Consider the following 24,136-nt stretch of genomic DNA (forward strand, 5'->3'; position numbering starts at 1 on the left):
AGAGCGTGCCCCGAGGTCGGTTCGAGAGCCTGCGCGGCGTGGTGGCCGGTCGTGGGAAATGCGGTGGGAAACTGTCGGACCCCGGTGATAGAAAACAGTTTCGAAGCCCACTCACCGCCTGATCGGGGAGGCCACCGTCGTGACCGGCAACAGCTCGGAGTTCTCCGTCTCCGGTCGGCGTTACAACCGGCGTGGCCCGGTGCGCTGGATCTGGTCTCACATGCGCGGTCATCCGGTCGTCCTGCTGGGCTTTCTCGGTGGCACGCTGGTCAACACCGTGCTCAACGCCTCGGTGCCGCAGTTCACCGGTGCGGCCTTCGACGCCGTGCTCGGCGGGGGTGGCGGCGCGGCTTCTGTGCTGGGGTTCATCGCGCTGATCCTGCTGGTCGTCATCGTGGCGCGCGGGCTGACCGACGTCGTCGCGCGGCTGTCGAGCGAGGTGCTGGCCAAGCGGCTCGAACGGGACGCGCGCGACGAGCTCTACGTGAGCCTGCTCGGCAAGAGTCAGACCTTTCACAACCGCCAGCGGGTCGGCGATCTGATGGCGCGGGCCGCCAACGACATCAGGCAGCTGTCGATCATGGTCACGCCGGGCATCGACCTCATCGCCGACTCGGGGCTGACCGGGATCGTGCCGTTCTTCTTCATCGCCACGATCGATCCGCGGCTGCTGCTGGTGCCCGGCCTCTTCGCGGTCTGCTTCGCCTTCGCGCTGTGGCACTACATGCGTCAGCTCAACCCGGTGGCGACCCGCATGCGTGAGCAGTTCGGCGATCTCAACGCCGGGCTCAGCCAGGCCGTGCGGGGCATCGAGGTGATCAAGGTGATGGCGCAGGAGGGGCAGGAGCGCCGGCGTTTCCGCTCGTACGCGCGTCTCTACCGTGATTCGTTCGTCCGCAACGGGCTGGTGCAGGCTCGTTATCTGCCGACGTTGCTGTTCGCGGGCGCGGTCGCCGGAGCGCTGTGGCACGGCCTCTACCTGCAGAGCACCGGGGCGATCTCGGTGGGTGACCTGGTGGCGTTCATGGGGCTGGTGGTCATGCTGGGCTTCCCTACCCAGATGTCCATCTTCACCTTCTCCCTGGTCCAGATCGGCATCGCCTCCGCGCGCCGGATCCTCGACATCGTCACCTCCGACACCGAGCTGCAGCAGCGCGACGACGGTCACGCCGCGCCGATCACCGGTGAGATCGTCTTCGACGACGTCACGTTCGGCTACGACGACGGCGGCGAGCCGGCGGTGCGCGGGCTGTCGTTCACCGTCAAACCGGGCGAGACGGTGGCGATCGTGGGGGAGACGGGGTCGGGCAAGAGCACGCTGACGAAGCTGGTGCCGCGCATCTACGACGTCACCTCGGGGCGCATCCTGGTCGACGGCGTCGACGTACGCGACTGGGACCTCGACTCGCTGCGTTCCCAGATCTCCACGATCGAGCAGGACATCGTGCTCTTCTCCCGCTCGGTCGCCGAGAACATCGCCTTCAGCCTCGGCCAGCGGGCCGACCGGGAGGCGGTGATCAGGGCTGCGGAGGACGCGCAGGCCGCCGAGTTCGTGGGCGAGCTGGACGACGGCTACGACACAGTGATCGGTGAGCGGGGCGTGACGTTGTCCGGCGGGCAGCGGCAGCGGCTGGCCATCGCGCGGGCGTTGCTGACCGATCCGGCGATCCTCGTGCTCGACGACTCCACCAGCGCCATCGACTCCGCGACCGAGGACAAGATTCAGCAGGCCATCGGGCGCATCCTCGACGGGCGCACCACCTTGCTGATCACCCATCGGCTCTCCCAGATCCGGTGGGCGGACAAGGTGTTGTTGTTGCGGCGGGGCGAGCTGGTCGACTGCGGTACGCATGACGAGCTGATCGAACGTAGTCGGCTTTATCGGCGGATCTTCGCCCATTACGACGAGGTCGGCGTCCAGGAGGAAGACGACGCCCCGATTCTGGCGAGTGAGCAGGGGGGTGTGCGCTGATGGGCTTCATCATGGACGGGCTCGACGCCGAGGACTACGACCGCACCTACAACGACCGCGACCTGCTGCGCCGGATCGTCACCTACTTCCGGCCCAAGGCCGGGGCGATGTTCCTGGTCGCCGGCATGATCGTGGCCGCCTCGCTGAGCAACGCGGCGATGCCGCTGCTGGTCAGCTACGTCGTGGACGCCGTCGCTGATGGCACGATCGCCCAGGTCGGCTGGATGTTCGTGGTGGGGGTGCTGCTCGCCGGCGGGCTCGGATGGGTGTTCAACTTCGTCCGCCAGTGGTTCAGCTCCAGGGTCACCGGCGACGTGGTGCTGCAACTGCGCGAGGACGCGTTCGACGCCGTGCTCGAACGTGACATGTCGTTCTACGACGAGACGCCGTCCGGGCGAATCGTCAGCCGGGTGACCTCCGACACCGACGACTTCGCCACCGTATCTAGCCTGACTATGGATTTGATCAGTCAGGTGCTGATGGTGTTGTTCGTGACGGTGCTGCTGTTCGTGCGCAGTGTCGAGCTGGCTCTGCTCACGTTGCTCGTGGTGCCGATCGTGGTGGGTCTGGCGTTGCTGTTCCGGCGCCTGGCCAGGGCCAGCACCCGGCGTGCGCAGCGGTCGCTGAGCCGGGTCAACGCCAATCTGCAGGAGACCATGGGCGGCATCGCCGTGGCCAAGAACTTCCGCCAGGAGCAGCAGGTCTACGACGAGTTCCGGCCGATCAACCAGCAGAGTTACCAGGTCACGTTGCGGCAGGGGTTCGTCTTCTCCGGCATCTTCCCCGTGCTCTTCTTCGTGGCCGGGCTGGCCACGGTCGCCCTTGTGTATCTTGGCGGCTCGGCGGTGCTGACCCGGGGGCTGTCGGCGGGTGACTGGTACCTGTTCCTGCAAGGGATCGCGCTCTTCTGGATGCCGCTGACGTCCATCGCCGCGTTCTGGTCGCAGTTCCAGCAGGGCCTGTCAGCCGCGGAACGGGTCTTCGCGCTGATCGACGCTCCGCCCCGGGTGGTGCAGAGCGACTCACAGCCGGCTGGAGAGTTGGCCGGGCGGATCGAGTTCGAGGGGGTCACGTTCGGATACGATGCCGCGCATTCTGTTCTGCGTGACTTCGATCTGCGGATCGAGGCGGGTGAGAGTGTCGCGCTCGTCGGGCATACCGGGGCGGGCAAGTCGACGCTGAGCAAGTTGATCACCCGCTTCTACGAGTTCCAGGAAGGCCGCCTGCTGATCGACGGCCGCGACATCCGTACCCTCGACCTGGCCTCCTACCGGCGGCAGATCGGTGCGGTGCCGCAGGCTCCGTTCCTGTTCAGCGGGACGGTCGCGGACAACATCCGCTATCCGCGGCCGGAGGCCACCGATGACGAGGTGCTGGCCGCCGCGTCGGCGGTCGGCGGTGGTGACTGGATCGAGGCGCTGCCGAACGGTCTGGCCACCGATGTCGGTGAGCACGGGCGTGCCTTGTCGATGGGGCAGCGGCAGCTCGTCGCGTTGGCTCGGCTGCTCATCCAGGATCCGGCGATCGTGGTGCTGGACGAAGCTACGGCCAGCGTCGATCCGCTGACCGAGGCGCAGATCCAGGAGGGGCTGGACGTGGTGCTGGCCGGGCGGACTTCCATTGTGATCGCGCATCGGTTGTCCACGATCGAGCATGTCGATCGGATCATCGTGCTGGACCATGGGCAGATCGTGGAGGAGGGGGATCACGCCACGTTGCTGGCCCGGGGTGGGCGCTACTGCCAGGTCTACAACACCTACTTCCGGCACCAGTCGCCCAACTATCGGGCGGGGACGGGGTTCGTTCCGGTCAGTTCGGGTTGAGGGGCAGGGCGGGGCCGGTCGGGTCGTCTGGATGCGCGAGGTTCGGGTTGTTCGGGTTGAGGGGTGGGGCCGCGCCGGTCGGGTCGTCAGGATGCGCCAGGTTCGGGTTGAGGGGTGGAGCGGGTTCGGTCGTCTGGATGCGAGGTGCGGGTTGGTTGACGTGAGGGGGCGGGTTCAGGAGTTCTGGCGTTCCTGCTGCCGTTGCATGAGCTCCGCGATGGCGGTGGGGAGTGTGGTCTCGAAGTCGATCAGCTTGGCCCAGGTCGGCTTCACCACGATCCGGACCATGCCGTCGTAGAGCGACTGCACGCCCACCTCCCACTCGGCCCGCTGCTCCGGTGTCATCTCGTACGTGCCGTTCCACTGGAGGTACTCCTCCGGGATGCCTTCGACGACGTCCAGCTCCGCGTTGCCGCGGAGGAGCAGGACCCTCGGCGGATGTGACTCCGTGTCGATCGTCAGCGCGACCGCGGGATTGCGCCGCAGCGCCGGCAGTTTCCGCGCGTTCTTGGCCGTGCACATGACGATTTCCGTGCCGTTCCAGAAGATGCCGATCGGGATCGCCCGGGGGGTGCCGTCCAGTGCGACGAACGCCAGCCTGGCCAGGTCGCGGGCGAGCAGTTCCTGGCTGAGCGGGCGGTTCAGTACCTCGTCGATGGCGTGCTGGTCCATGAGCTGACCTTTCAGTTGTAGTAGCGGCGGGCGCTGGAGCCCACGCGCGAGATGTCGGTGCCGTAGATGTGCAGGCTGATGGCGATCTCGTCGCCGATGTTGCGGATGCGGTGGATGTCGCCGGGCGGCGCGAAGCCGCTGACCTCGCCGGGCGGGGTGTCCCGCGCGCCGATGGGATTGAGGGCTTCGTCGAACAGTTCCTCGTGCTCGACGCCCGCCAGCACACCGACGACGCACCAGGTGATGTGGTCGTGGATGCGGGTGGTCTGTCCGGGGCGCCAGACCAGGCCGAGGATGGAGAACGCGCCGTCGGGCTCGACGTGCAGCAGGTGGCCGGCGACTCGGTCGGGCTCGCCGAGGCGCTGGTCGGGGGTCAGGAGTTCGGGGCCCGGGAGGTGGGTGCGGAGTTCGTCGGCGACCAGTTCCGCGGTTTTCGTCCAGTCGGTTCGTACGTCGACCGCTTGGCGTACGGCGGCGACGAGATCGGTGAGGGTTGCCAGGGTCTGGGTCATGATCGCCTTCTCTTGCGAGTGGGTGCGTCCTGTTAAGGGTCCCAAGCGGCGACTTATACGTCTAATGATGATATTGGTGGTAATTCATGCGTACTCTGTATATGTGCTGGATATCCCGAGGTTGAGGGTGCTCGCGGCCATCGCCGCGCAGGGTTCGGTCACCAAGGCCGCCAAACAGCTGAACTACTCCCAGCCCGCGGTCAGCCGTCATCTGGCCAGGCTGGAAGCCGAGACCGGGGCCAAGCTGGTCCAGCGGGTCGGCCGGGGCATCCGGCTCACCCCCGAGGGCGAACACCTCGCCCGTCGCGCCGCCGAGATCGTCGGGCGGGTGGACACCGCGGCTACGGAACTGTCCGCGATGGTGGGTCTGCGTACCGGGCGGGTCCGGGTGGCCGGGTTTCAGTCGGCGCTCGCGGCGCTGGTGCCGCATGCGGCGGGCACCCTGCGCCGTGAGCATCCCGGCATCGAGCTGCACCTGGTCGAGGCCCATCCGCGGGTGGCGCTCGATCTGCTGCGGGCCGGGGAGGTCGATGTCGCGGTCGGCTTCCGGTACGACGACGCGGTTCCGGACGACGTTCGCGCGACGCTGCTGTTCGACGACCCGATGTATCTGCTCAGCCTCGAACCTGGCCAGACGCTGGAAGGCAATCGTGACGCCGACTGGATCGCGGGGTGTGAGAACTGCCGCCGTGACTTCCTTGAGGCGTGCGCCATGGTCGGGTTCGTTCCGTCGATCGCGTACATCACCGACGACACCATCGTTCAGCAGGCGCTGGTCGCGGCGGGCATGGGGGTGACGACCATGCCGGGGCTGACGTTGCGTACGCACCACGCGCCTGGCATCGAGGTCAGTGTGCTGCCTGACTTCCGGCGGCGGGTCTATCTCGCTACTTATGGCGAACCGCCGGATCCGCCGGCGACGACGGCTTTCATCAGCGCGCTGCATCACGCCGTCGAGCAGATCCGGCCTGGCGAGCCGGCCCCAGCCGTTGCGGCCCGACTGCCGCACGGGGATTGACCCGTGGAGTGCGGCGGCGTGGGTGGGCGCGTGGTGTCTCGTTGACGGCGCGGAGGTCAGGAGTCGTCGCGTAGGGCGCGGAGGGTTTCGGCCTGTTCGGCGGTGACTCCTCTGGCGCGCTGGTCGACGGCTTCCTGGGCGGTGAGGCCGGCGCCTGCCCAGGAGGCGGTCTCCTCGTACGGGATCCCGGCCTGCCACCACTCGCGGGCGACCGCCATCGGGGTGAGGCCCCGCTGGATGTAGCGGCGCGCCTCGGCCGGCCGGAGGCCGAGTTCCTGCCACATGCGGGCGGTGGAGGCGTCGATGCCGTACCCGGCCCAGGCGATGGCTTCGTCGTCGACCCAGTCGGCGTCGATGTAGCTGTACATGACCAGCACCCCGGCGTTGCCCGCGCGGCGGATGAAGCGCTGGACGCGGTCTCGTGGGTCGTCGGAGCCGAAGGACATCAGGCTGGTGAACGCGTCGCCGGGCGCGGTGGGGTCGTCCGTCTGGCGTGGCTCGCGGCCGTGTTCAACGTCGAACGCCTGGTCCGGGGTGAACCCCTTCTCCCGGTACGTCAGCGCTTCGTCCAGGGTGAACTCGTACTCGTGCCAGAGCAGTGCCTCCGCTGCGCCGAGCCCGGCGGCGCGGCAGGCGGCGATGCGTTCTGGGGTGATGCGGGCGGTGGTCCACTGCGTGGCGAGTGCGGGGTCGGTGATCCCTGCCCGTCGCCACGCGGAGGCTTGTCCCGCTGTGAGTCGCCAGTCCCACCAGCGACAGCCCTCGTCGTCGGGGATGCCGGCCGCGCGGTAGGGCGCCGGGTCGAAGTGCTGGGTCATTCTTCTCCGATCTGTACGGTTCGCGCCCAGGCAGGTGCCTGCCCGCCTTTGTCGAGCAGGCCGACGACGACCCGGCTTCGGGTGGGAGGACGGTCGGGCCACGGGGTGCGTCCGTCGGTGAGTGCGATGATCAGGTCCGGTGGTGGTCCCGACGCTTGCGCGGCCTCGAATCCGGCCCGTAGGTCGGTTCCTCCGCCGCCGCCGAGTCGTAGGTCGGTGATCCGGGCGAGGGTCTGGGGGCGGTACGCCTGCGCGTCGCAGGAGATCACCGTCACCTTGCGCCGTCCGACGCCGACGGCCCGCAGCACGCCGGTCACCTCGGCCAACGCCTGTCCGAGCATGCCCTCGGTGATCGAGCCTGAAGTGTCGATCAGCACGGTGACCGATGGGGCCGGGCGGTGCAGGCTCGGCAGCACGATGCCGGGGAGTGCGGCGGCCCTGCGTGACGGGGTGCGGTAGGTGTAGTCCACCCGGCCCGCTGCCTGGGCCAGGCCGTGGCGGATGGTGGTGGACAGGTGGCGTCGCCAGTTGATGGTGGGTTCGAGCACCTGGTCGGCCCAGCGGAGCCACCCGGCCGGGACGTCGTCGCGGGCGTCGAGGCGTTCGCGGATGCGGCGGGCGGTGTCGAGCGCGGTGAGCCGGGCGCCGGTGGCGGACAGCCCGGGTCTGTCGGTCTCCCACGGCCTGGGCTGACCGTCACAGCCGCTCCCGCAGTCCGCCGGCTGTTCGTCGCGGAGGCGGTCGCCTTCCTGCACCCGTACGGATAGAGCCTGGTGGTACTGCTCGGCGGTCCAGCCTTCTGGCAGTTCCAGGCGTGCCGGGGTGACCGTGTCCGGTGGTAGCGGTAGGTCGGTGAGGTCGTCGTTGATCTCCGCGTCGGCTGCCAGGTTCCAGTTCCGGCGTTCCAGGCGTTCGTTCGTGCCCGGGTAGCGGCGGGCGTGGGCCCGTAGCAGGTGGCCGGTGTGGTGGATCAGCCAGAAGCCCACTTCGGGGACGCTGCGCCGTTCCAGCTCCTTTGCCCCGACGTACACGTGCCAGGCCGTGTCGACGGGGAAGCGCCTGATCTCGCCGGGCACCACGATCGGGTCCAGGGCCAGCAGTGCTCCGCTCAGGTACGGTGCTCGTGCCACGGCCCATACTCGGGCCGCTGCCCACTTCTCCCACAGCTCGGGGGACAGTGGCTCACTCATGGAGCAGTCCGGCCGCGCGCAGGATCGGTGTCAGTTCCAGCAGCGCCACCGGCAGTCGTGCTCCGGGCGGGCGGCGTTGGGCGAGGGCGCGGGCGGCCAGGGTGGCGACGTCGGGGGCGGTTCTGGCGGCCTTGGCGATCACGCGCCAGGCGGCGTCCCACAGGTCGCCGCTGCCGTCGGCCACCGCGACCGCCACCACCGACGTCAGTACGGCGAAGGCCCGGTCGCCACGTCTGGGCAGCTCGAACGCGTCCGGGTCGGCGAGCACCGCCATCGGGTCGGGCAGGTCGAGGCGTTCCAGCCAGGACAGGAACTCCAGCGCCGCTCCCTCCCCGACGGCCCCCGCCACGAGCACGGCCAACACGTCGGGCGGCACGGCGGCGGATCGGCAGGCGGCGAGCAGGCGGGCGGCGGCCTCCCAGGAGCGGGGGCTGGGCCAGCCCTTGCCGGCGGCGTCGCCCGAAGGGACCTGGATCGCCAGCGCGGGCCGTACCTCCAGGAACGCCGACACGACCGCCCGTGCCCGCGCGACCTCTTCGGGCGAGGCCGGCCTCTCGAAGCCGGACAGCGGCGGGCGGGGGAATCCGATGGCCAGCCCGCGGGCGATCCGCCTGCCGTCCACCGGCCAGTCGAGGTGGACGAGGCGGTTGGCCAGCGGTGCGGCCAGGTCCCAGCCGTCGGCGGCCTCCTCGGGCGGGTTCGCGGCTGCCACGATGCGTACTTTGTCGGGCAGGCGTAGGTCGCCGACCGTCCGTTCCAGCACCACCCGGAGCATCGCCGCCTGTACGGCGGGTGGCGCGGTGGTGAGTTCGTCCAGGAAGAGGAGGCCGTGACCGGCGGTGGCCAGGCGTTGGGCCCACGCGGGTGGGGCCAGCCGTACCGTGCTGTCGGCGATCACCGGCAGGCCGGCGAAGTCGCTCGGCTCCCTGATCGAGCCGATGACGACCTCGATCGGCCAGTTCAGTGACTCGGCCAGGGACAGGACGGCGGACGTCTTGCCGGCGCCGGGGCTGCCCCACAGCAGGGCGGGCACTCCGGCCGACACCGCGATCGACAACGCCTCGGCCGCCGTCCCGCCGTAGTCGTCAACGGCCGGCCCGCTCCACTCCTCGGCTGCGGGTCCTCTGTGCTCGTCAGCGGTCGTCTCGTCCCGCTCCTCAGGCGTCGGCTCGCTGTGCTCGTCAGACGCCACGTCGTACGCCTTCCCCCTGCCAGAACGCCCCGAGTCCCGGCACGCCCAACTGCCGTTTGAGCAGCTCCAGCTCGTGTGCGGGCAGTTCGCGGCGGACGAGTTCGGCGTTGTCGCGCAGCGGATGATCCGTCATCCGTACCTGTCCGGCGGCCTCGGAGAACGCCCGCGCATCCCACGGAATGCCGGGAGCCACGACCGCGCCTTCCGCGATCCCGGCCAACTCATCGGGGGTAGGCCGGATGGTGATGCCGAGCCGGGTGGTGAGTCGGTCGCCGGTCAGCAGTCCGGCCAGGTAGCTGAGGCCGTCCTGGGCGTGGCGGCGGCGGGGGTCGGCTCCGTGTACCCAGGTGGTGACGATCTCGGCGACCAGCCGGGCGGCCGCGTGACTGGGGCGGTCGGAGGTGCCGAAGTCGCCGAGGTCCAGCTGGTTCGCGGCGATCACCAGCGCGATCCGGTCCTCGGTCCAGCCGCGGGTGAAGTGGCTCCAGCCCCACGGGTACTCGCCGCCGTGCCCGATATAAGGGTGTCCGAAGCCGCCCGAGCCGCCCGAGCCGTCGAAGACGTTGAAGACGAAGCCGATCGAGGTGTCCTGGCTCGGCCCGGTGAGGGTGCCGCCGGGTGCCTGCGCCGTGATCATCTGCCGGGCGGTGCCGGCGGACAGTACGCCGCCTCCGCCGCCGAGCAGGGCGAGCACGAATCTGGCGTGGTCGGACGGCGTGCTCAGCGCGGACCCCGCCGGGTAGTCGCCCGCGTAGAGCTGGGGGAGCGGCAGGCGCAGGCCCGGCAGGGTCGCGTACCCGGTCGAACGGCGTGCGAGCAGCTCGGCCGGGACGAAGTCGGGATGTTGCGCTCTGGGGAAGACGCTCGACGACATGCCCAGCGGCGCGAACACGTGCTCGCGTACGTACTCCGAAAAAGAGACGCCCTCAGGGTTCAGCAGCTCCACGAGCCGTCCGACCACGGCGATCCCGACGTTGCTGTACTGGTACGCGGCCCCCACCGGCCCGGCCCAGAACGGCGTCAGCGCGCCCCCGTACGCGTCGGATCGCCCGGCCGCGAACACCCGCCGCAAGTGCTCCTCCAGCGGCGGAGGCGGCACACGGTCGAAATTGCCCAGGTTGATGCCCAGCCCGCTGCGGTGGGTCAGCAGGTCGCGCAGCGTGATCGGGCGCGGGCCGTGCGGGTTGACGATCGGCAGGTGTTTGTCGATCGGGTCGTCCAGCCCGATCAGGCCCCGCTCCACGAGCTGCAGGACGGCCACGCCGGTGTACGCCTTGGCGTCCGACCCCGTGGGGCCGATCGTGTCCGTCGTCATGGGGCGGCCGGTGGCCAGGTCGGCGTGCCCGTACGCCCTGGTCAGCACCACCTCCGTGCCGACGCCCACCGCGATCGAGAGCCCCGGCGTGCCGCAGTGATCCATGATCTCCGGCACGAACGCGTCCAGCGCCTCGGCCAAGCCATCGATGTCCATGCGTCAAGGCTCGCATTGACGCTCGGATAGTGTCAAGGCAAGCCTTGACGGCATAATGGAACGGTGCCCGAGCTACCCGACCTCACCGCCCTGCTGTCGATCGTCGAAGAGCGCGACCCCGACGCCGACCCCCTCAGCCGCCTCACCGTGGCCGAAGGGGTGCTGTCCGATCTACAGGGCATCGGTGACCGGCTGCTCGGCTACCTGGTCGAGCTGGCCAGGGCCGAAGGCTGCTCGTGGTCCGACATCGGCGACCACCTCGGCATCAGCCGCCAGGCCGCCCAGCAGCGTTACGGCCGCCGCTGGTCCAGCCTCACCGTCGCGGACCTCGCGCAGTCGGGAGCGTTCGACCGCTACACGGCCCGCGCCAAGCAGACCCTCGAACGCGCCGAGGCCCACGCCCGCCGCCTGGAACAGCCCGCCATCGGCGTGGACCACCTGCTGCTCGGCATCCTCGACGACCCCGACACGCTGGCCGTGCACGCCATCGCCGCTCAGGGGGTGGATCCGTCCGCCCTCCGCGTCGAACTCGCCCGCGGCCTGACCGCCGGCTCGGAGGCGACGGCGACGAGCCCCGCAGGGTCCGGGGCTTCGGGCGCGAGCATCACCGGGCCCGGGACCACAGGGACGAGCTCCGAGGCGACGATCCCCATCGGGCCCGAGACCCGACGCGTGTTGACGGCCACGCTGGCCGAGACGGCCGAGCTGCGGCACAACTACGTCGGCACCGAGCACATGCTGCTGGGCCTGCTGCGTGACAGGTCCAGCACGTTCCTGCGCGATCACGGCATCGACCTGGAGCCGACGCGGGCGGCCGTCCGCGCGGCTCTGGAGGCGTTCCTGCGTTCCAGGGAGTCCTGATCCGATCGTCACGGTGACCTCTCCGCGCGCCGTCGGGTCGGGACGCGGAAGGCGGTGCGGAGGTTCGACGAGCTAGGGTCATCGATAGGTCGGGCCTATGGGAGCGGAGCAGCGTGTGGACGTCCGGCAGCTCGAATACTTCCTCGCCGTCGTCGATCACGGAGGATTCAGCAAGGGCGCGCGGGCGCTGTTCATGGCGCAGCCCTCGCTCTCGCAGGCGATCAAGGCGCTGGAGAAGGACCTGGGCAGCCTGCTCTTCCACCGCGTCGGCAGGCGCGTGGTGCTCACCGACGCGGGACGGGCGCTGATCGAGCCGGCCAGGCAGGTCGTCCGCAGCATGGAGGTGGCCAGGGCCAGCGTGGCCGCCGTCGAGGGGATGGTGCGCGGCAGCGTCGCCATCGCCGCGATGCCGTCGCCGGCCGTGGAGCCGCTGAGCAGCATGATCGACCGCTTCCGCCGCCTGCACCCGGACGTGCGGGTCGTCGTGCGGGACGCGCCGGTGCCGCAGGCGGTGATCGAGTCGGTACGCACGGGCGTCACGGAGCTCGGCCTGCTGTCGGCCTGGGAGTTGCCCATGGTCTCCGACGTGCGCCTGCACCCTGTCGAGGAGCAGCGCTTCGTGCTCGTCGCCGCGCCGGACGGCCCCTTCGAGCCGGCCTCCACGCTGCCCCGCGAACGCCTGGCCGGCCAGCGCCTGATCGTCGGCGAGCACGGCACCGGCCTGCGCCGCCTGGTGGAGGAGATCCGCGCGTCGGGCGTGGAGGTGTCGATCGCGGTCGAGTCGGAGCACCGGGAGTCGTTCCTGCCGCTGGTGCTCAAGGGCGTGGGCGTCGGCGTGCTGGCCGAGGCGTGGCGGACGCTGGCGGAGCGGGCGGGCGCGCTCGTCTTCGACCTCGACCCGCCGGCCTCGCTGCACCTGGCCATGGTCAGCAGGCAGAGCTGGCTCACCCCGGCCGCCACCGCGTTCCTGGCGACGGCTCGCGCTTATAGGCGCGGCCTATAGATCGGATCGGGGGCTCATCTTGGACGTATGCTCCGTCCACCGCTTGAATCGGACCCATGACGACGCATGACATCGCCGTGATCCCCGGAGACGGCATCGGGCTCGAAGTCACCCCGGCGGCCCTGGAGGTGGCGCGGGCCGCGGGCCGGCGGCACGGGTTCGAGCTCCGGCTGACCGAGTTCGACTGGTCGTGCGAGCGCTACCTGCGCGAGGGCACGATGATGCCCGCCGACGGCCTGGAGCGGCTGCGCGGCTTCGACGCCGTCTTCCTCGGCGCGGTCGGCTTCCCCGGCGTGCCCGACCACGTCTCTCTCTGGGGCCTGCTCATCCCGATTCGCCGTGCTTTCCGGCAGTACGTGAACCTCCGCCCGGTACGCCTGTTCGACGGCATCGAGGCCCCCGTACGCGCCACTGACATCGACCTCGTGGTCGTCAGGGAGAACACCGAGGGCGAGTACAGCGAGATCGGCGGCCGGATGAACCGCGGCTTCCCCGACGAGATGGCCGTGCAGGAGGCGGTGTTCACCAGGGCCGGGGTGACGCGGGTGCTCGACTACGCCTTCGGGCTCGCCGGCCGCCGCAGGGGATACCTGACCTCCGCCACCAAGTCCAACGGCATCGTGCACACGCTGCCGTTCTGGGACGAACTGGTCCAGGAACGGGCGGCCGAGCACCCCGACGTGCGCTGGGACCAGGAGCACATCGACGCGCTCTGCGCCAAGCTGGTGCTGGAGCCGGGCCGGTTCGACGTGATCGTGGGCTCCAACCTGTTCGGCGACATCCTCAGCGACCTGGCGGCGGCGGTGACGGGCAGCATCGGCATCGCGCCGTCGGCCAACCTCAACCCGGAGCGTGAATATCCGTCGATGTTCGAGCCCGTGCACGGCTCGGCTCCCGACATCGCCGGACAAGGGGTGGCCAACCCGATCGGGGCCATCTGGTCGGCCGCCATGATGCTGGACCACCTGGGCCACGCCGAAACGGCGGAGCAGATCGTGGCCGCCATCGCGACCGTGCTGGCCAAGGGCGACGTACGCACCCGCGACCTGGGCGGGACGGCCGGCACGGACGAGTTCACCCAGGCCGTTCTCGCGCTCTTGGTATAGCTGGCACTACCAAGGATCTCCCGGCAGCGGGATCGATCACCTGCCGGGAATCTCCGTAAATTTGACCGCATGATCCCCGTACGTACTCGCCGGTGGACTGGCGTCTCCGCCCTTGCCCTCGCCGTCCTCTACGGCCCGGCCATCGCCCCGGCGCAGGCCGACGCCACCTCGGCCCCGCTCCAGGACGTGCTGGACGACCTGGTCGGCAAGGACAAGTTCCCCGCCGTGCAGGCGTCGGTCCAGGACCGCCACGGCAAGATGACCGACTACACGGCGGGCGACGACGTGCCGGTCGACGGGTACGTGCGGATCGGCAGCAACACCAAGACCTTCACCGCCGTGACCCTGCTGCAGCTCGTGGGCGAGGGCAAGGTCAAGCTGGACGGGCCGGTCGACACGTACCTGCCGGGCCTGCTGCGCGGCAAGGGCGTGGACGGCCGCCGCATCACCGTGCGCCAGCTCCTCCAGCACACCAGCGGCCTGCCCGAGTACACCGACTTCCTGGCCAAGGGCGCCCTGCCCTACCAGCACACCTACTTCCAGCCGCGCGAACTGCTCGACCTGGCGCTGAAGAACAAGGCCCAGTTCGCGCCCGGCGCCAAATGGGTCTACACCAACACGAACTACATCATCGCCGGCCTCATCATCGAGAAGGTCACCGGCCGGCCGGCGATCGAGGAGATCACCAAGCGGACCATCGACCGGATCGGCCTGACCCACACCTACTTCCCGAACGTCGGCGACCAGACCCTGCGCACGCCGCACGCCAAGGGCTACCACCGCGACGACCCGGCCAAGCCGCGTACCGACGTCACCACGTACGAGCCGTCCCAGGCCTGGACCGCCGGGCAGATGATCTCCACCCCCGGCGACCTCAACCGCTTCTTCTCCGCCCTGCTCGACGGCAAGCTGCTCAAGCCCGCGCAGCTCAAGCAGATGCGCACCACGGTCAAGGCGCCGGAACTCGGCCCCGGCGGCCGATACGGGCTCGGCCTCAGCGCCGTCAAGCTGTCCTGCGGGGGCACGGCTTGGGGGCACGGGGGCGCCATCCCCGGCTACTACACGACGAACGCCGCCACCGACGACGGCCGCGCCGCCGCCATCGCCGTCACCCATCTCCCGGAAACCCAGGAGGCCCGCGACCACGTCGAATCCGCCCTCGACGCGGCCCTCTGCGCCAAGTCCTGAGCCATAACCGGGCAGCCGACCGCCGTCCGGGACGGACGTCGCCCTCCGCTCCTGGTCCGAGCCGTCACCGGGCAGCCGACCGCTGCCCGGTGACCATGAGCGTTGAACCGGCGACAGCGCCGTCCATGCGGCGAGTTGGTGGCGGCGAAGTCGCGGCGGCTCAAGGTGCGCGCTGATCGCGGGTCTCGCCATGATCGACCTTCTGCGCCATGACGTGGTCACGCGCCTCCGCGACCTGCCGCATGATGCGGTGGGCCCCGCACGCCTCGGCGGTGGCGTACGCCTCAGTGGCCAGCGCCACCGCGTCGTCCCACCGGCCCTGCGCGGCGGCGATGTAGATCAGCCCTACCTGGTCGGCGGCAGCACCGGCCGGCAACCCGATCTCCCGGCGTTGCTGTGCCGCCGCCTCCAGACGCTCTCGCGCGGAGTCCAGCCGGCCAGCGGCATGGTCGGCGATCCCCAAGTGCCGGAGGGCTTCCGACCGGGTGTACGGGTCGCCCGCCGCCGTGGCCAGCTCGTACGCCTGCTCAAGGAGAGGAACGGCGCGGTCGTGGTCGCCCCGTACGACCTGGTGGAAGCACCCCTCCCAGAACACCGACTCCGCCTCGCCCGCCGCCTCGCCCAGCGTCCGGTACAGGCGGGTGGCCCGCTCGAACAGCTCCAGCTCACGCGGATCTTCGCGCCGGTCGTCGAAGAACCGCGCGTGCAGGATCCGCCCACGGGCCAGGGCGAGATCGGCTTCGACCTTGTCCAGCTCCCGCTCCGCCGCTGCCAGCCCACCGACCTCACCGGCGAAGACAGCACGCTCGTAGGACAGCTTGGCCCTCTCGATAGGTCCGTCCATGCCTGCTCCGCTCACCTCGGCGACACCCCTTCGTCCGCGGTCCATGAGACCGTGCGCCGACGATCTCGACAAGCTTTCGGCCCGGACGTAGCCGCGATCCCAGGACGTGGTCATGGCTTGCGGTGGACGATCACCTCGTCGCCGCGCCCCGGGTAGGCCATGATGAGCAGTCGCTGGCCGGCCTGCTGCTGGCCCTTCCAGGACAGCCAGGCGTAGTGGACGCGGACGCGGTAGTGGCGCTTGCCACGTGCGGCCAGGTCGGGGAGCGTGACGCCGGACAGGCTGTCGCCGAGGATGAGTGTGCCGTCGCGGCTTTCGTATCCGGCCTCGACGACGTGGTCCCAGCCCTTCGTCTCGACGGGCGGGCGGTGGTCGTAGGTCTCGGTGGTGACGCACATGCGTAATTCGGTGTTGACGAGGATGGCGAGGCGGCCGGGTGCGGTGACCACCAGGTCACCCTCCTTGGCCCGCCACGCGAGATCGTCGTCCAGGTCGGCCTCCTCGTCGAACGCCTCCAGCGGCAACTCCGTCCACACCGGCTTCTTCTCCCTGACGGCCCGGACCGGCTCGATCCTCGGCCGGTGGCGGGGAGCCTGGTCGCACATGGCCTGCTGCTCGGCGTTCCATGCCGCTATCTCGGCCTCTTCCTCGGCCACCGCCGCGTCGAACTCCGCCGCGACCTTCGGGCAGATGCCCTCCAGGAGGTACTTCTGCTCGCGCGGATGGACGCCGTACGTCAGCTTGAAGGTCGCCGCCTCAAGGGCGTCGCCGCGGGTGTAGACGCCGCACATGCGGTGCCCGTACGCGATCAGCCGCTGGTCGGGCATGCTCGGACGGAACGGCGGGGCGTCCAGCCTCCGCACGGCGCAGACGAAGGCCCGCTCGCCGGTCGCCTCCGAGGGGTTCTCGCACTCGCTTCTCGTCGTGGTACGGCCGGGTGTGTGGTCCGCCGCCGGCACCAGGGCCAGCAGCGCGACCGTGGCCAGGCTCGCCATGGCCACCTGATACGGCTTCCGTGGACGGGGTCGTTCGCCGTACAGGAAGAGCAGGATGAGGGCGGATCCGGTGAAGGCGGCGCTGTGCCAGAGCGGGGAGATGCCTGGTGCGGAGTCGAGCAACTGTTCCGGAAATATCCGGACACCATCGTACGGCGGCGCGGGCCTGTCCTTTCCGGTGACCGCCTCCACCACCCCAGCGACCGCCGCCAGCGACAACGCCGCGACGACCCCCTGGCGCAGCCTGCCCCGGCCCTCGCCATCGGCCCTTCTGTGCCGGAGCACGACAGCCAGCACCAGGGCCGCTCCTCCGCCGCATCCGGCGAGGGAGATCAGCAGCCAGAGTTCCTGCAGATACCACCCGGTTCTCGCGAACCACGACGCGATCGCCCCCTGGGGTCCGAGCCACAGGAAGACGCCGTTCGTCCAGTTGACCGCGGTCGGCAGCAACGGCAGCCCGACCGCGACCACTTCCCACGGCCGCCACCGGAACGTACCCATCACGCGCGGACGCGGAGCCCTGGGCGGGCGCGCGACCTCGATCGCGGACCGGCCGAGCCACACCACGGTGAAGACGTCCAGGAGCATCCGGCTCGCCTCGTAGATGACGAAGGTCTGGGTGATCGGGTAGGCGACCAGCGGCAGGAGGAACGGCCCTGCGGCCATCACCGCCCCCGCCCACAGCGTCGTCCGCCCCCACCTGCCGTCCCTGGCCTGCGCCACCACGATCAGCGTCATCCACACCACCCACGCCAGGCTGCCGCCCGGCGGAAGGGCGTCGCGCGCGACCCCGAACAGGTCCAGCGCCATCGCGACAAGTGCCAGGATCGGCCGGTACAGCCCCACCACCAGCGCGACCAGTCGCAGCGTCCGGGAGACGGTGCTCATCACCCGGTAGAGGAGCACGACGATCGCGATGCGCGCGACGGCCTTGGGCAGGTCGTCGGGCCAAGGCAGATGGTCGGTCAGCTCGATCGCCATCAAGGCATACAGGGCCGCCCGCAGCAGCAGCTGATCGCGGCTTCGGCGGGTTTCGTCACTCCGGCCGCCCTCGCTCCCCTCGCCGTCGCCGGGTGCTCGGGTAGCGGCGACGGGCGGCGCGTGCCTGCTCGTCGTCCCGCCGCTCCGCCGTCCAGGCAGGATCTGCGCCAGCCCCCAGGCCTGCGCCAACCCCATCCCGACCAGCATCACCAGCATCACCAGCAGGTCTGCGTCGAATTCCACGAGTTCATCGGCACCTTCGGCGAACTCCCGGTAGACGAGCAGCACGAGGAGCCGGGCGTCGCCGTACACCACCGCCACCACACCCGCTGTGATGACCAGAGCGGCGAAGACGGCGACGACGATCCGAGCGAGGGCATGGCGGGGCACGGGCGGTTCCTGAGGCAGGGGAGGAGCAGAGGGGGAAGATCGAAACGCCCAAGATTAACGGAGCCGCCCTCGCCGAGTCGATCATCAATTGGCCCGGCAGACGTCTGGTGAGGGCGGTGCTCGGTTCGGCCGGTCGACTCGGCCGGTTCCTTCGGGCGGCGGCGGGAAGGGCGGGCGAATCGGAGGTAGCCACCGCCCGGCGGGACGTCGCCGGGCGGGCTGGGGTCAGCCGGCCGGCTCCTCGCCTTCGACCAACGGCAGAGGGCGGCGGGGGAGGAGGGTGAGGGTGCCGAGGAGCCAGTCGGCGAGGCGGTCGCGTTCGACGAGCAGCAGGGGCTGGCGGGCGTTGAGTGCCTCCTCGCGGGCCTGGCGGGTGAGGCGGCCTGAGGTGACGAGGACGCCGGTGTGGCCGGCGAAGGTGTTGGCGAGGGCGCCGAGGAAGTTGCGGACTTCCGGGGCTCCGACGTTGCCGCTGTAGCGCTTGCACTGGATGGCGTACGGCTTTCCGCCGGGGGCGGTGGCGGTGATGTCGACGCCGCCGTCGCCCTTGCCTCCCCGCTGCTGGACGCGGCGGAAGCCGTCGGCGGTCATGCGTTCGGCTATCAGGTGCTCGAATTGGGGGCCGGTCATGAGGTCGACCTTGGCCAATTCGGTGTTGGCCGCCAGGAATTTCACCCGACGGGCTTGGATGGCCCGATATCGCAGGAAAAGGCCGCCGCAGAGGGCCGCGACCGTAAGGAGGGCGATGGTCGTGGCCCAGCCCGGGTTTTCCGAGACGTATTTGACCACGGCGGTGATCGCGATGGCCGTGACCCCGATGCCGAGCAGCCACAACCCCTCGTTTCCGCCGGTCTTCCGCCGGCGTCTGCGGTGCCCTGATCGCCCCGAACGGCCTGAGCGTCCCGGTCGCCTCGCCATTAATCCCTCCCTGAAGGTCGGTCTCGCTGGCGATTATGAACGACGGCACCGACAGAATCCGTGCCCAAGAGCACACGGCCGGCGGTATTTCAAACCGGCTTTTTGCGAGGAAATTTCAGGTGTTTCGATGAGAGAAGGGAAAAGGCTGGGGGTGGGGACAGCCCGATCGTTCAGAACGAGGCGGGTGAGAGCAGAGCAGGGGAATCGGTCAGCAACCGGAATCGGCTGTCCCGCTGCTGGACGCGGCCGCCGGTGGGGTGGGTGAAGTGGGTGCCCAGCAGTAGGTCGTCGGTGCCGGCCAGGTCCGTGAGCAGGCGGTGGCGGGTGGTGCGTGCCTCGGTGGGGTCGACGTCGCCGACGCTGCCCATGTCGGGGTAGGCCAGTTGCACGGGATGGTGCAGGCTGTCGCCGCTGATCAGCGCGTCGCGGCCGGTGCCCATAAGCTTCACCGACAGGTGGCCGGGCGTGTGACCGCGGGTCGGTAGCAGGCGGACGCCGTCGGCCACCTCAAGGCCTGAGGCGGGGATGTCGAGCAGGTCGTACAGGCCGTGGTCGCGGATGGGTCGCAGGGAGTCGCGGTACGTCTGGGCGACGTCCTCGTCGCTTTCGGCGGCGGCGGTCCAGAAGTCCCATTCCCTGCGGTCGGTGAGGTAGCGGGCGTTCGGGAAGGTCGGTGTCCAGCGGTCGTCGACCAGGTGGGTGTTCCAGCCGACGTGGTCGACGTGCATGTGCGTGGTGATCACCAGGTCGACGGTGTCCGGGGCGAAGCCCGCGGCGGTCAGCCGGTTCAGCAGCGGGGTCCGCAGGTTGTCGGCGTCGGGTATCCGCCGGGGCTTGTCGTTGCCGATGCCGGTGTCGACCAGGATGCGCCTGCCGTTCGCCTCGATCGCGAAGAGGTGTACGTGCATCGCGAAGGCCGTGCCGTCCGTGAAGTCGGTCGCAGCCAGGAGTGTCGCAACTGTTCCGGTGTGGCATCGGGCAGCAGCCATTGACTGGTCGCCGGTGACATGTCGATCTCGTCGACGCGGCGTACGACGACGCCTCCGAGGTCCCAGCCCAGGAAGGCCGGGGATATGCGGCTTGTAGACACTCCGAGTCCCTTCGTCGTGGTTGTTCGTGGTTCCGTGGGTCGACTCTAGGAGCGTCGGTGTCTTTTAGTAAGTACGTACCTTTTTGTAAGCTGATGACATGACGGTGAGTGAGCAGCTCAAGGACGTTCTCGCCCAGCTTCCGGCGGAGGCTTTCGACAAGGACTGCCCTACGCGGCCGGTGATGGCCCAGGTGACCGGCCGGTGGGGCGCGTTGATCATCGCTGCGCTGGCTCCTGGGCCGATGCGCTTCTCTGGCCTGCACCGGCACATCGGCGGCATCAGCCAGAAGGTGCTGTCGCAGCACCTCAAGTCGATGGTGCGGTACGGACTGGTCGAACGCCTGGTGGAGCCGACCGTCCCGCCGCAGGTCAGCTACCGCCTGACGCCACTCGGGCAGAGCCTGGCGCAGCAGCTGTGCGCGCTGCTGAGCTGGTTCAGCGCCAACACCCAGGAGCTGGAGGCCGCCCAGCGGCGTTACGACGCCGCCGACTCCCCGGGCCCGGTGACGAGCGGCTGACCAGGAGCGTGGTCTGTCCGCTGCTTGCTTGCGGAAAGTGTCGTAAGAGGATTAAGCGCTGACGTTGTCGGTCGACAAGAAGGCGTTCACCTGCTCCGCGAACTCCTCCGGGCTGACGATGCGCACCCCCAGGCTCTCCGCCTTCGTACGCTTGGAGCCGGCCTTCTCGCCGGCCACCAGCAGGGACGTCTTCGCCGAGACGCTGGAGCTGGCCTTGCCGCCGGCTCGCTCGATCAGCTCGTTGACCTCGTTGCGGGAGAGCTGGGCCAGGGGGCCGGTCATGGTGCCGGTGACGACCACCGACATCGAGACCAGGGGGAGGTCGGCCGATGGCTCCTGGGGCTCGGCCGAGGGCGGGGTGGCGCCGGGTTCGGTCATGTTGACGCCGGCTCGGACCAGCTTGTCGATGAGCGGCGCGAGCTCGATCAGCTCGTCCACCACGACCGGTGCCTTCTCCGGGCCCATGCCCTGCACCTGCTGGATCGCCTCGGCGTCGGAGGCCCGGATGGCGTCCATGGTGGCGAAGTGGCGGGCGACGCGGCGGCTCATCGAACGGCCCGTGCCGCGCACCCCGAGCGCGGCGAACACCCTGCTGAGCGGGCGGGACTTGGCCTGCTCGATGGCCGCGATCAGGTTGTCGCTGCTGGTCTCGCCCATGCGCTCCAGCCCGAGCAGCTGCTCCTTGGTCAGGAAGAACAGGTCGGCGAAGTCGGCGATCAGGCCGGTGTCGAGCATCTGCTGGATGCGGTTTTCGGCCAGACCCTCGATGTCGAGGGTGTCGCGGCCGACCGCGTAGGTGATGGACGCGATCGCCCGGCAGCCGCGCCCGCGCACGCACCGCCACCGCTCCTGGGAGGTGTCGATGGCGTCGCCGCAGGACGGGCAGACCTGCGGGATCGCGATCGGCTGCTCGTCGCCCGTGCGCAGGTGCACCACCGGCGCCTCGACCCGCGGGATCACGTCGCCGGCCTTGTAGACGGTCACGCTGTCGCCGAGCATCAGGCCGCGCCGGGTGATGTCGGCGACGTTGTGGAGAGTGGCGTAGGTGACGGTGCTGCCGTCGAGCTCGACCGGCTCCAGCACGGCGCGCGGCGCGATGATGCCGGTGCGGCCGGTGTTCCACTCCACGCGGAGCAGTTTGGTGATCTTCTCGGTGGCGGGCAGCTTGTAGGCGATGGCCCAGCGGGGCGCGCGGGAGCTGAACCCGGCCTCGGCCTGGTCGGTCGCGAGGTCGCACTTGATCACGATGCCGTCGATGCCGAACGGCAGCGTGGCCCGCAGGCCGGCGATCTCCCCGACGCGCTCCTGCACCCGCTCCAGCGTCTCGGCCACGATGCCCGCCACCGGCGTGACGGCCGTCGTCTGCACGCCCTGCGTGGCCACCCACTCCATGACCTCGCTGTGCGGTAGCCCGCGCAGCCGGGTGGCCAGCTCGGAGTCGTCGCCGGGCGACGGCAGCACGCCGTAGCCGAAGAAGGTCAGCTCGCACACGTAAGGCCGGTCCTGCGCGCGCAGCGTGCCGGCGGCGGCGCTGCGCGGATTGGCGAACGTGGTGCCGTCGTGCGCCTGCCGCTTGGCGCACGCGTCCTCGAACTGCGACGCGGTCATCATCACCTCGCCGCGCAGCTCCACCGTGACCGCGTCGGCCAGCCGGTCGGGGAGGCCGACGATGGTGCCGATGGCGTGCGAGACGTCCTCGCCGGCGGTGCCGTCACCGCGAGTGACCAGTTGGGCCAGGCGGCCGTGCCGGTAGCGGGCCGAGATGGCCAGGCCGTCGAGCTTCGGCTCCACGCTCCACACCGTGACGGGCCGGCCGAGCCGGCGCTCCAGCCCCGCCGCCCAGTCGGCCAGCTGCTCGGCGCCGAACACGTTGTCCAGGCTCAGCATGGGCACGGTGTGCGGCACGTCGCCCACCACGGCCCCGCCGGCCACCTTGCCGGTCGGCGACGACGGCAGCACCGACTCGGGATGCTCCTCCTCGTACGCCTGGATGCCGCGGACCAGCCGGTCGTAGGCGTCGTCGTCGAGGGTCGAGGTGCCGTCCGCGTAGTAGGCGGCGGCCGAGTCGACGGCCAGCTGAACGGCCTCGGCGTAGGCCGTGTCGTCAGCCAGGGTGGTGATGGGGGGTGTCTCGGTCATGGGTCCATCATGTCGTCCCGCACCGACAATCCGGCCCCCCAGATCGCCGGTACGCGACGACGGTTCATCTCCGTAGGACGGGTGCTGCCCAGGCCACCGTCCGGTTCGCAGGGGTACGTCTGAGCTGCGTGGACGCGGGTAGGGGCGCAGGCATGGACAGTGATCGGGGAACGCGTGCGCCCGCTATCGTCGTCGGCGCGGGCATGGCGGGGCTGGCCTGCGCGCTACGGCTGCACGAGGCCGGTGTGCCGGTACGGGTGCTGGAGGCGTCCGACGACGTCGGCGGCCGGGTGCGTACGGACGTGGTCGACGGGTTCCGGCTCGACCGGGGTTACCAGGTGTTCAACACCGCCTACCCCGAGGCCCGCCACGTCCTCGACATCGGAGCGCTCGACCTGCGGCCGTTCGCCTCAGGGATGATCGTGCAGGGGAGCACGGCCCGGGCCAGGGTGATGCTGCCCTGGCGGCACCCCAGGCACGCGCTGAGCGGGCCGCTGTCCGGGGTCGGGACGATGCGCGACACCGCCGTGCTCGGCGCGGTCACGGCACGCGACCTCGCCGCGCCCGCTTCCCGGCTGCGTGGCGGGCGCGAACGGCGTACCGACGAGGAGCTGCGCGCCTGGGGCATGTCCGAGAAGATGATCGACTGCCTGATGCGGCCCTTCCTCGCCGGCGTGCTGCTCGAACGTGACCTGGAGACCTCCAGCCGGGTCTTCCACCTGTTCTGGCGGTCGTTCGCGCGCGGCACCATCGGGGTGCCGGCGCTGGGCATGGGACAGATCCCGCGCCAGCTCGCCGACCGGTTGCCCTCGGACACCATCACCCTGGGCGCCCGCGTGAGCGAGGTCGCGGCCGACGGTGTCCGGCTCGCGGACGGGGCCACGATCGAGGCGCGGGCCGTGGTCGTGGCGGCGGACCCCGGGGCGGCGGGTGAGCTGTTGAGCGAGATCGAGGTGCCGCCGATGCGTGCGGTGACCACCTTCTACCATGCGGCCCCGCGCTCACCCCTCGGTGAGCCGATCCAGATCATCGACGCGACCGGGGTCATCACCGACACCCTGGTCCTCACCGATGCCGCCCCCGAGTACTCGGCCGACGGGCGGGCGCTGGTGTCCACGTCGGTGCTGGGGCTGATCACCGACGAGGAGCCGGTCCGGCGGCGTCTGGACGAGATCTACGGCGACACCTCCGGCTGGGAGCACATTGCCACGTACCCGATCGCGGCGGCGTTGCCCGCGATGCCCCCGCCGCACCCGCTGCGCAGGCCCGTGCGTCTGAGCAGCGGGATGTACGTGTGCGGCGACCACCGCGACACCGGCTCGCAGCAGGGCGCCCTGGTCTCCGGCCGCCGCGCCGCCGACGCCGTGCTCGCCGACCTCAGGTCGCGCCGCGAGGCCGTCCGCGCGGCCGCTGAGCGGGCGATTCGCTGAGGGGA

Annotated in this window: 20 protein-coding genes; 9 read left to right on the forward strand and 11 right to left on the reverse strand. The window is 70.2% G+C overall.

Going from position 1 to position 24,136, the window contains the following annotated elements:
- The first annotated feature begins 139 nt into the window (after positions 1 to 139).
- Both OIE67_RS52385 and OIE67_RS52390 read left to right on the forward strand, forming a co-directional pair.
- Positions 140 to 1,972, forward strand: coding sequence for an ABC transporter ATP-binding protein (locus OIE67_RS52385; protein WP_326634663.1), 1,833 nt, complete (start codon positions 140 to 142; stop codon positions 1,970 to 1,972).
- Positions 1,972 to 3,795, forward strand: a complete 1,824-nt coding sequence (locus tag OIE67_RS52390) for an ABC transporter ATP-binding protein (RefSeq protein ID WP_326634664.1) — start codon at positions 1,972 to 1,974, stop codon at positions 3,793 to 3,795. Before OIE67_RS52385 ends, OIE67_RS52390 begins: the two co-directional genes overlap by 1 nt.
- Positions 3,796 to 3,969: 174 nt before the next feature.
- Here the strand turns inward: OIE67_RS52390 and OIE67_RS52395 are convergent, their stop codons facing one another.
- The gene (locus OIE67_RS52395; RefSeq protein WP_326634665.1) at positions 3,970 to 4,467 is read right to left on the reverse strand and encodes a pyridoxamine 5'-phosphate oxidase family protein; all 498 of its coding nucleotides are present in this window, start codon (positions 4,465 to 4,467) and stop codon (positions 3,970 to 3,972) included.
- Between the two features lie 11 nt (positions 4,468 to 4,478).
- The gene (locus tag OIE67_RS52400; protein ID WP_326634666.1) at positions 4,479 to 4,979 is read right to left on the reverse strand and encodes a cysteine dioxygenase family protein; all 501 of its coding nucleotides are present in this window, start codon (positions 4,977 to 4,979) and stop codon (positions 4,479 to 4,481) included.
- A gap of 103 nt (positions 4,980 to 5,082) precedes the next feature.
- Between OIE67_RS52400 and OIE67_RS52405 the strand changes: the two genes are divergently transcribed.
- Entirely contained in the window at positions 5,083 to 5,997 is a 915-nt protein-coding gene (locus OIE67_RS52405) for a LysR family transcriptional regulator (protein ID WP_326634667.1), read from the forward strand.
- A gap of 56 nt (positions 5,998 to 6,053) precedes the next feature.
- Here the strand turns inward: OIE67_RS52405 and OIE67_RS52410 are convergent, their stop codons facing one another.
- The 4 genes from OIE67_RS52410 to OIE67_RS52425 are packed head-to-tail and all read right to left on the reverse strand — an operon-like array spanning position 6,054 to position 10,668.
- On the reverse strand, positions 6,054 to 6,815 hold the full coding sequence (locus OIE67_RS52410; RefSeq protein WP_326634668.1) for a hypothetical protein: 762 nt from the start codon (positions 6,813 to 6,815) through the stop codon (positions 6,054 to 6,056).
- Positions 6,812 to 8,005: a vWA domain-containing protein gene (locus tag OIE67_RS52415; protein ID WP_326634669.1), complete on the reverse strand. Its 1,194-nt coding sequence runs from the start codon at positions 8,003 to 8,005 to the stop codon at positions 6,812 to 6,814. Before OIE67_RS52415 ends, OIE67_RS52410 begins: the two co-directional genes overlap by 4 nt.
- Positions 7,998 to 9,197 carry an AAA family ATPase gene (locus OIE67_RS52420; protein ID WP_326634670.1) on the reverse strand — a complete coding sequence of 400 codons (1,200 nt, stop codon included), beginning with the start codon at positions 9,195 to 9,197 and terminating at the stop codon, positions 7,998 to 8,000. The genes OIE67_RS52415 and OIE67_RS52420 overlap by 8 nt, the downstream gene beginning before the upstream one ends.
- Complete coding sequence (locus OIE67_RS52425) at positions 9,187 to 10,668, reverse strand: serine hydrolase domain-containing protein (protein WP_326634671.1); 1,482 nt, start codon at positions 10,666 to 10,668, stop codon at positions 9,187 to 9,189. The genes OIE67_RS52420 and OIE67_RS52425 overlap by 11 nt, the downstream gene beginning before the upstream one ends.
- Positions 10,669 to 10,731: 63 nt before the next feature.
- On the opposite strand from OIE67_RS52425, the gene OIE67_RS52430 reads away from it, so the two are divergent.
- From OIE67_RS52430 to OIE67_RS52445, 4 genes are all read left to right on the forward strand, one after another.
- The gene (locus OIE67_RS52430) at positions 10,732 to 11,529 is read left to right on the forward strand and encodes a Clp protease N-terminal domain-containing protein (protein ID WP_326634672.1); all 798 of its coding nucleotides are present in this window, start codon (positions 10,732 to 10,734) and stop codon (positions 11,527 to 11,529) included.
- Positions 11,530 to 11,644: 115 nt separating this feature from the next.
- Positions 11,645 to 12,532, forward strand: coding sequence for a LysR family transcriptional regulator (locus tag OIE67_RS52435; protein WP_326634673.1), 888 nt, complete (start codon positions 11,645 to 11,647; stop codon positions 12,530 to 12,532).
- Between the two features lie 56 nt (positions 12,533 to 12,588).
- On the forward strand, positions 12,589 to 13,638 hold the full coding sequence (locus tag OIE67_RS52440) for a tartrate dehydrogenase (protein WP_326634674.1): 1,050 nt from the start codon (positions 12,589 to 12,591) through the stop codon (positions 13,636 to 13,638).
- Positions 13,639 to 13,707: 69 nt separating this feature from the next.
- Positions 13,708 to 14,826: a serine hydrolase domain-containing protein gene (locus OIE67_RS52445; RefSeq protein ID WP_326634675.1), complete on the forward strand. Its 1,119-nt coding sequence runs from the start codon at positions 13,708 to 13,710 to the stop codon at positions 14,824 to 14,826.
- Between the two features lie 160 nt (positions 14,827 to 14,986).
- Here the strand turns inward: OIE67_RS52445 and OIE67_RS52450 are convergent, their stop codons facing one another.
- The 4 genes from OIE67_RS52450 to OIE67_RS52465 form a co-directional block, all read right to left on the reverse strand.
- Complete coding sequence (locus tag OIE67_RS52450) at positions 14,987 to 15,670, reverse strand: tetratricopeptide repeat protein (protein ID WP_326634676.1); 684 nt, start codon at positions 15,668 to 15,670, stop codon at positions 14,987 to 14,989.
- A gap of 110 nt (positions 15,671 to 15,780) precedes the next feature.
- Positions 15,781 to 18,036, reverse strand: coding sequence for a hypothetical protein (locus OIE67_RS52455; protein ID WP_326634677.1), 2,256 nt, complete (start codon positions 18,034 to 18,036; stop codon positions 15,781 to 15,783).
- 225 nt (positions 18,037 to 18,261) lie between these two features.
- The gene (locus OIE67_RS52460) at positions 18,262 to 18,954 is read right to left on the reverse strand and encodes a restriction endonuclease (protein ID WP_326634678.1); all 693 of its coding nucleotides are present in this window, start codon (positions 18,952 to 18,954) and stop codon (positions 18,262 to 18,264) included.
- A gap of 170 nt (positions 18,955 to 19,124) precedes the next feature.
- Entirely contained in the window at positions 19,125 to 19,862 is a 738-nt protein-coding gene (locus OIE67_RS52465) for an MBL fold metallo-hydrolase (protein WP_326634679.1), read from the reverse strand.
- A gap of 280 nt (positions 19,863 to 20,142) precedes the next feature.
- On the opposite strand from OIE67_RS52465, the gene OIE67_RS52470 reads away from it, so the two are divergent.
- Positions 20,143 to 20,562 (forward strand): winged helix-turn-helix transcriptional regulator, encoded by a 420-nt coding sequence (locus tag OIE67_RS52470; RefSeq protein WP_326634680.1) that lies wholly within the window; start codon positions 20,143 to 20,145, stop codon positions 20,560 to 20,562.
- 51 nt (positions 20,563 to 20,613) lie between these two features.
- Here the strand turns inward: OIE67_RS52470 and ligA are convergent, their stop codons facing one another.
- A complete protein-coding gene (gene ligA, locus OIE67_RS52475; protein ID WP_326634681.1) occupies positions 20,614 to 22,701 on the reverse strand; it encodes an NAD-dependent DNA ligase LigA in 2,088 nt (695 codons plus the stop codon).
- Between the two features lie 152 nt (positions 22,702 to 22,853).
- Between ligA and OIE67_RS52480 the strand changes: the two genes are divergently transcribed.
- Positions 22,854 to 24,131: an NAD(P)/FAD-dependent oxidoreductase gene (locus OIE67_RS52480; protein ID WP_326634682.1), complete on the forward strand. Its 1,278-nt coding sequence runs from the start codon at positions 22,854 to 22,856 to the stop codon at positions 24,129 to 24,131.
- Positions 24,132 to 24,136: the final 5 nt, after the last annotated feature.

This window comes from Nonomuraea fuscirosea (genome assembly GCF_035917475.1).
GTDB lineage: Bacteria > Actinomycetota > Actinomycetes > Streptosporangiales > Streptosporangiaceae > Nonomuraea > Nonomuraea fuscirosea.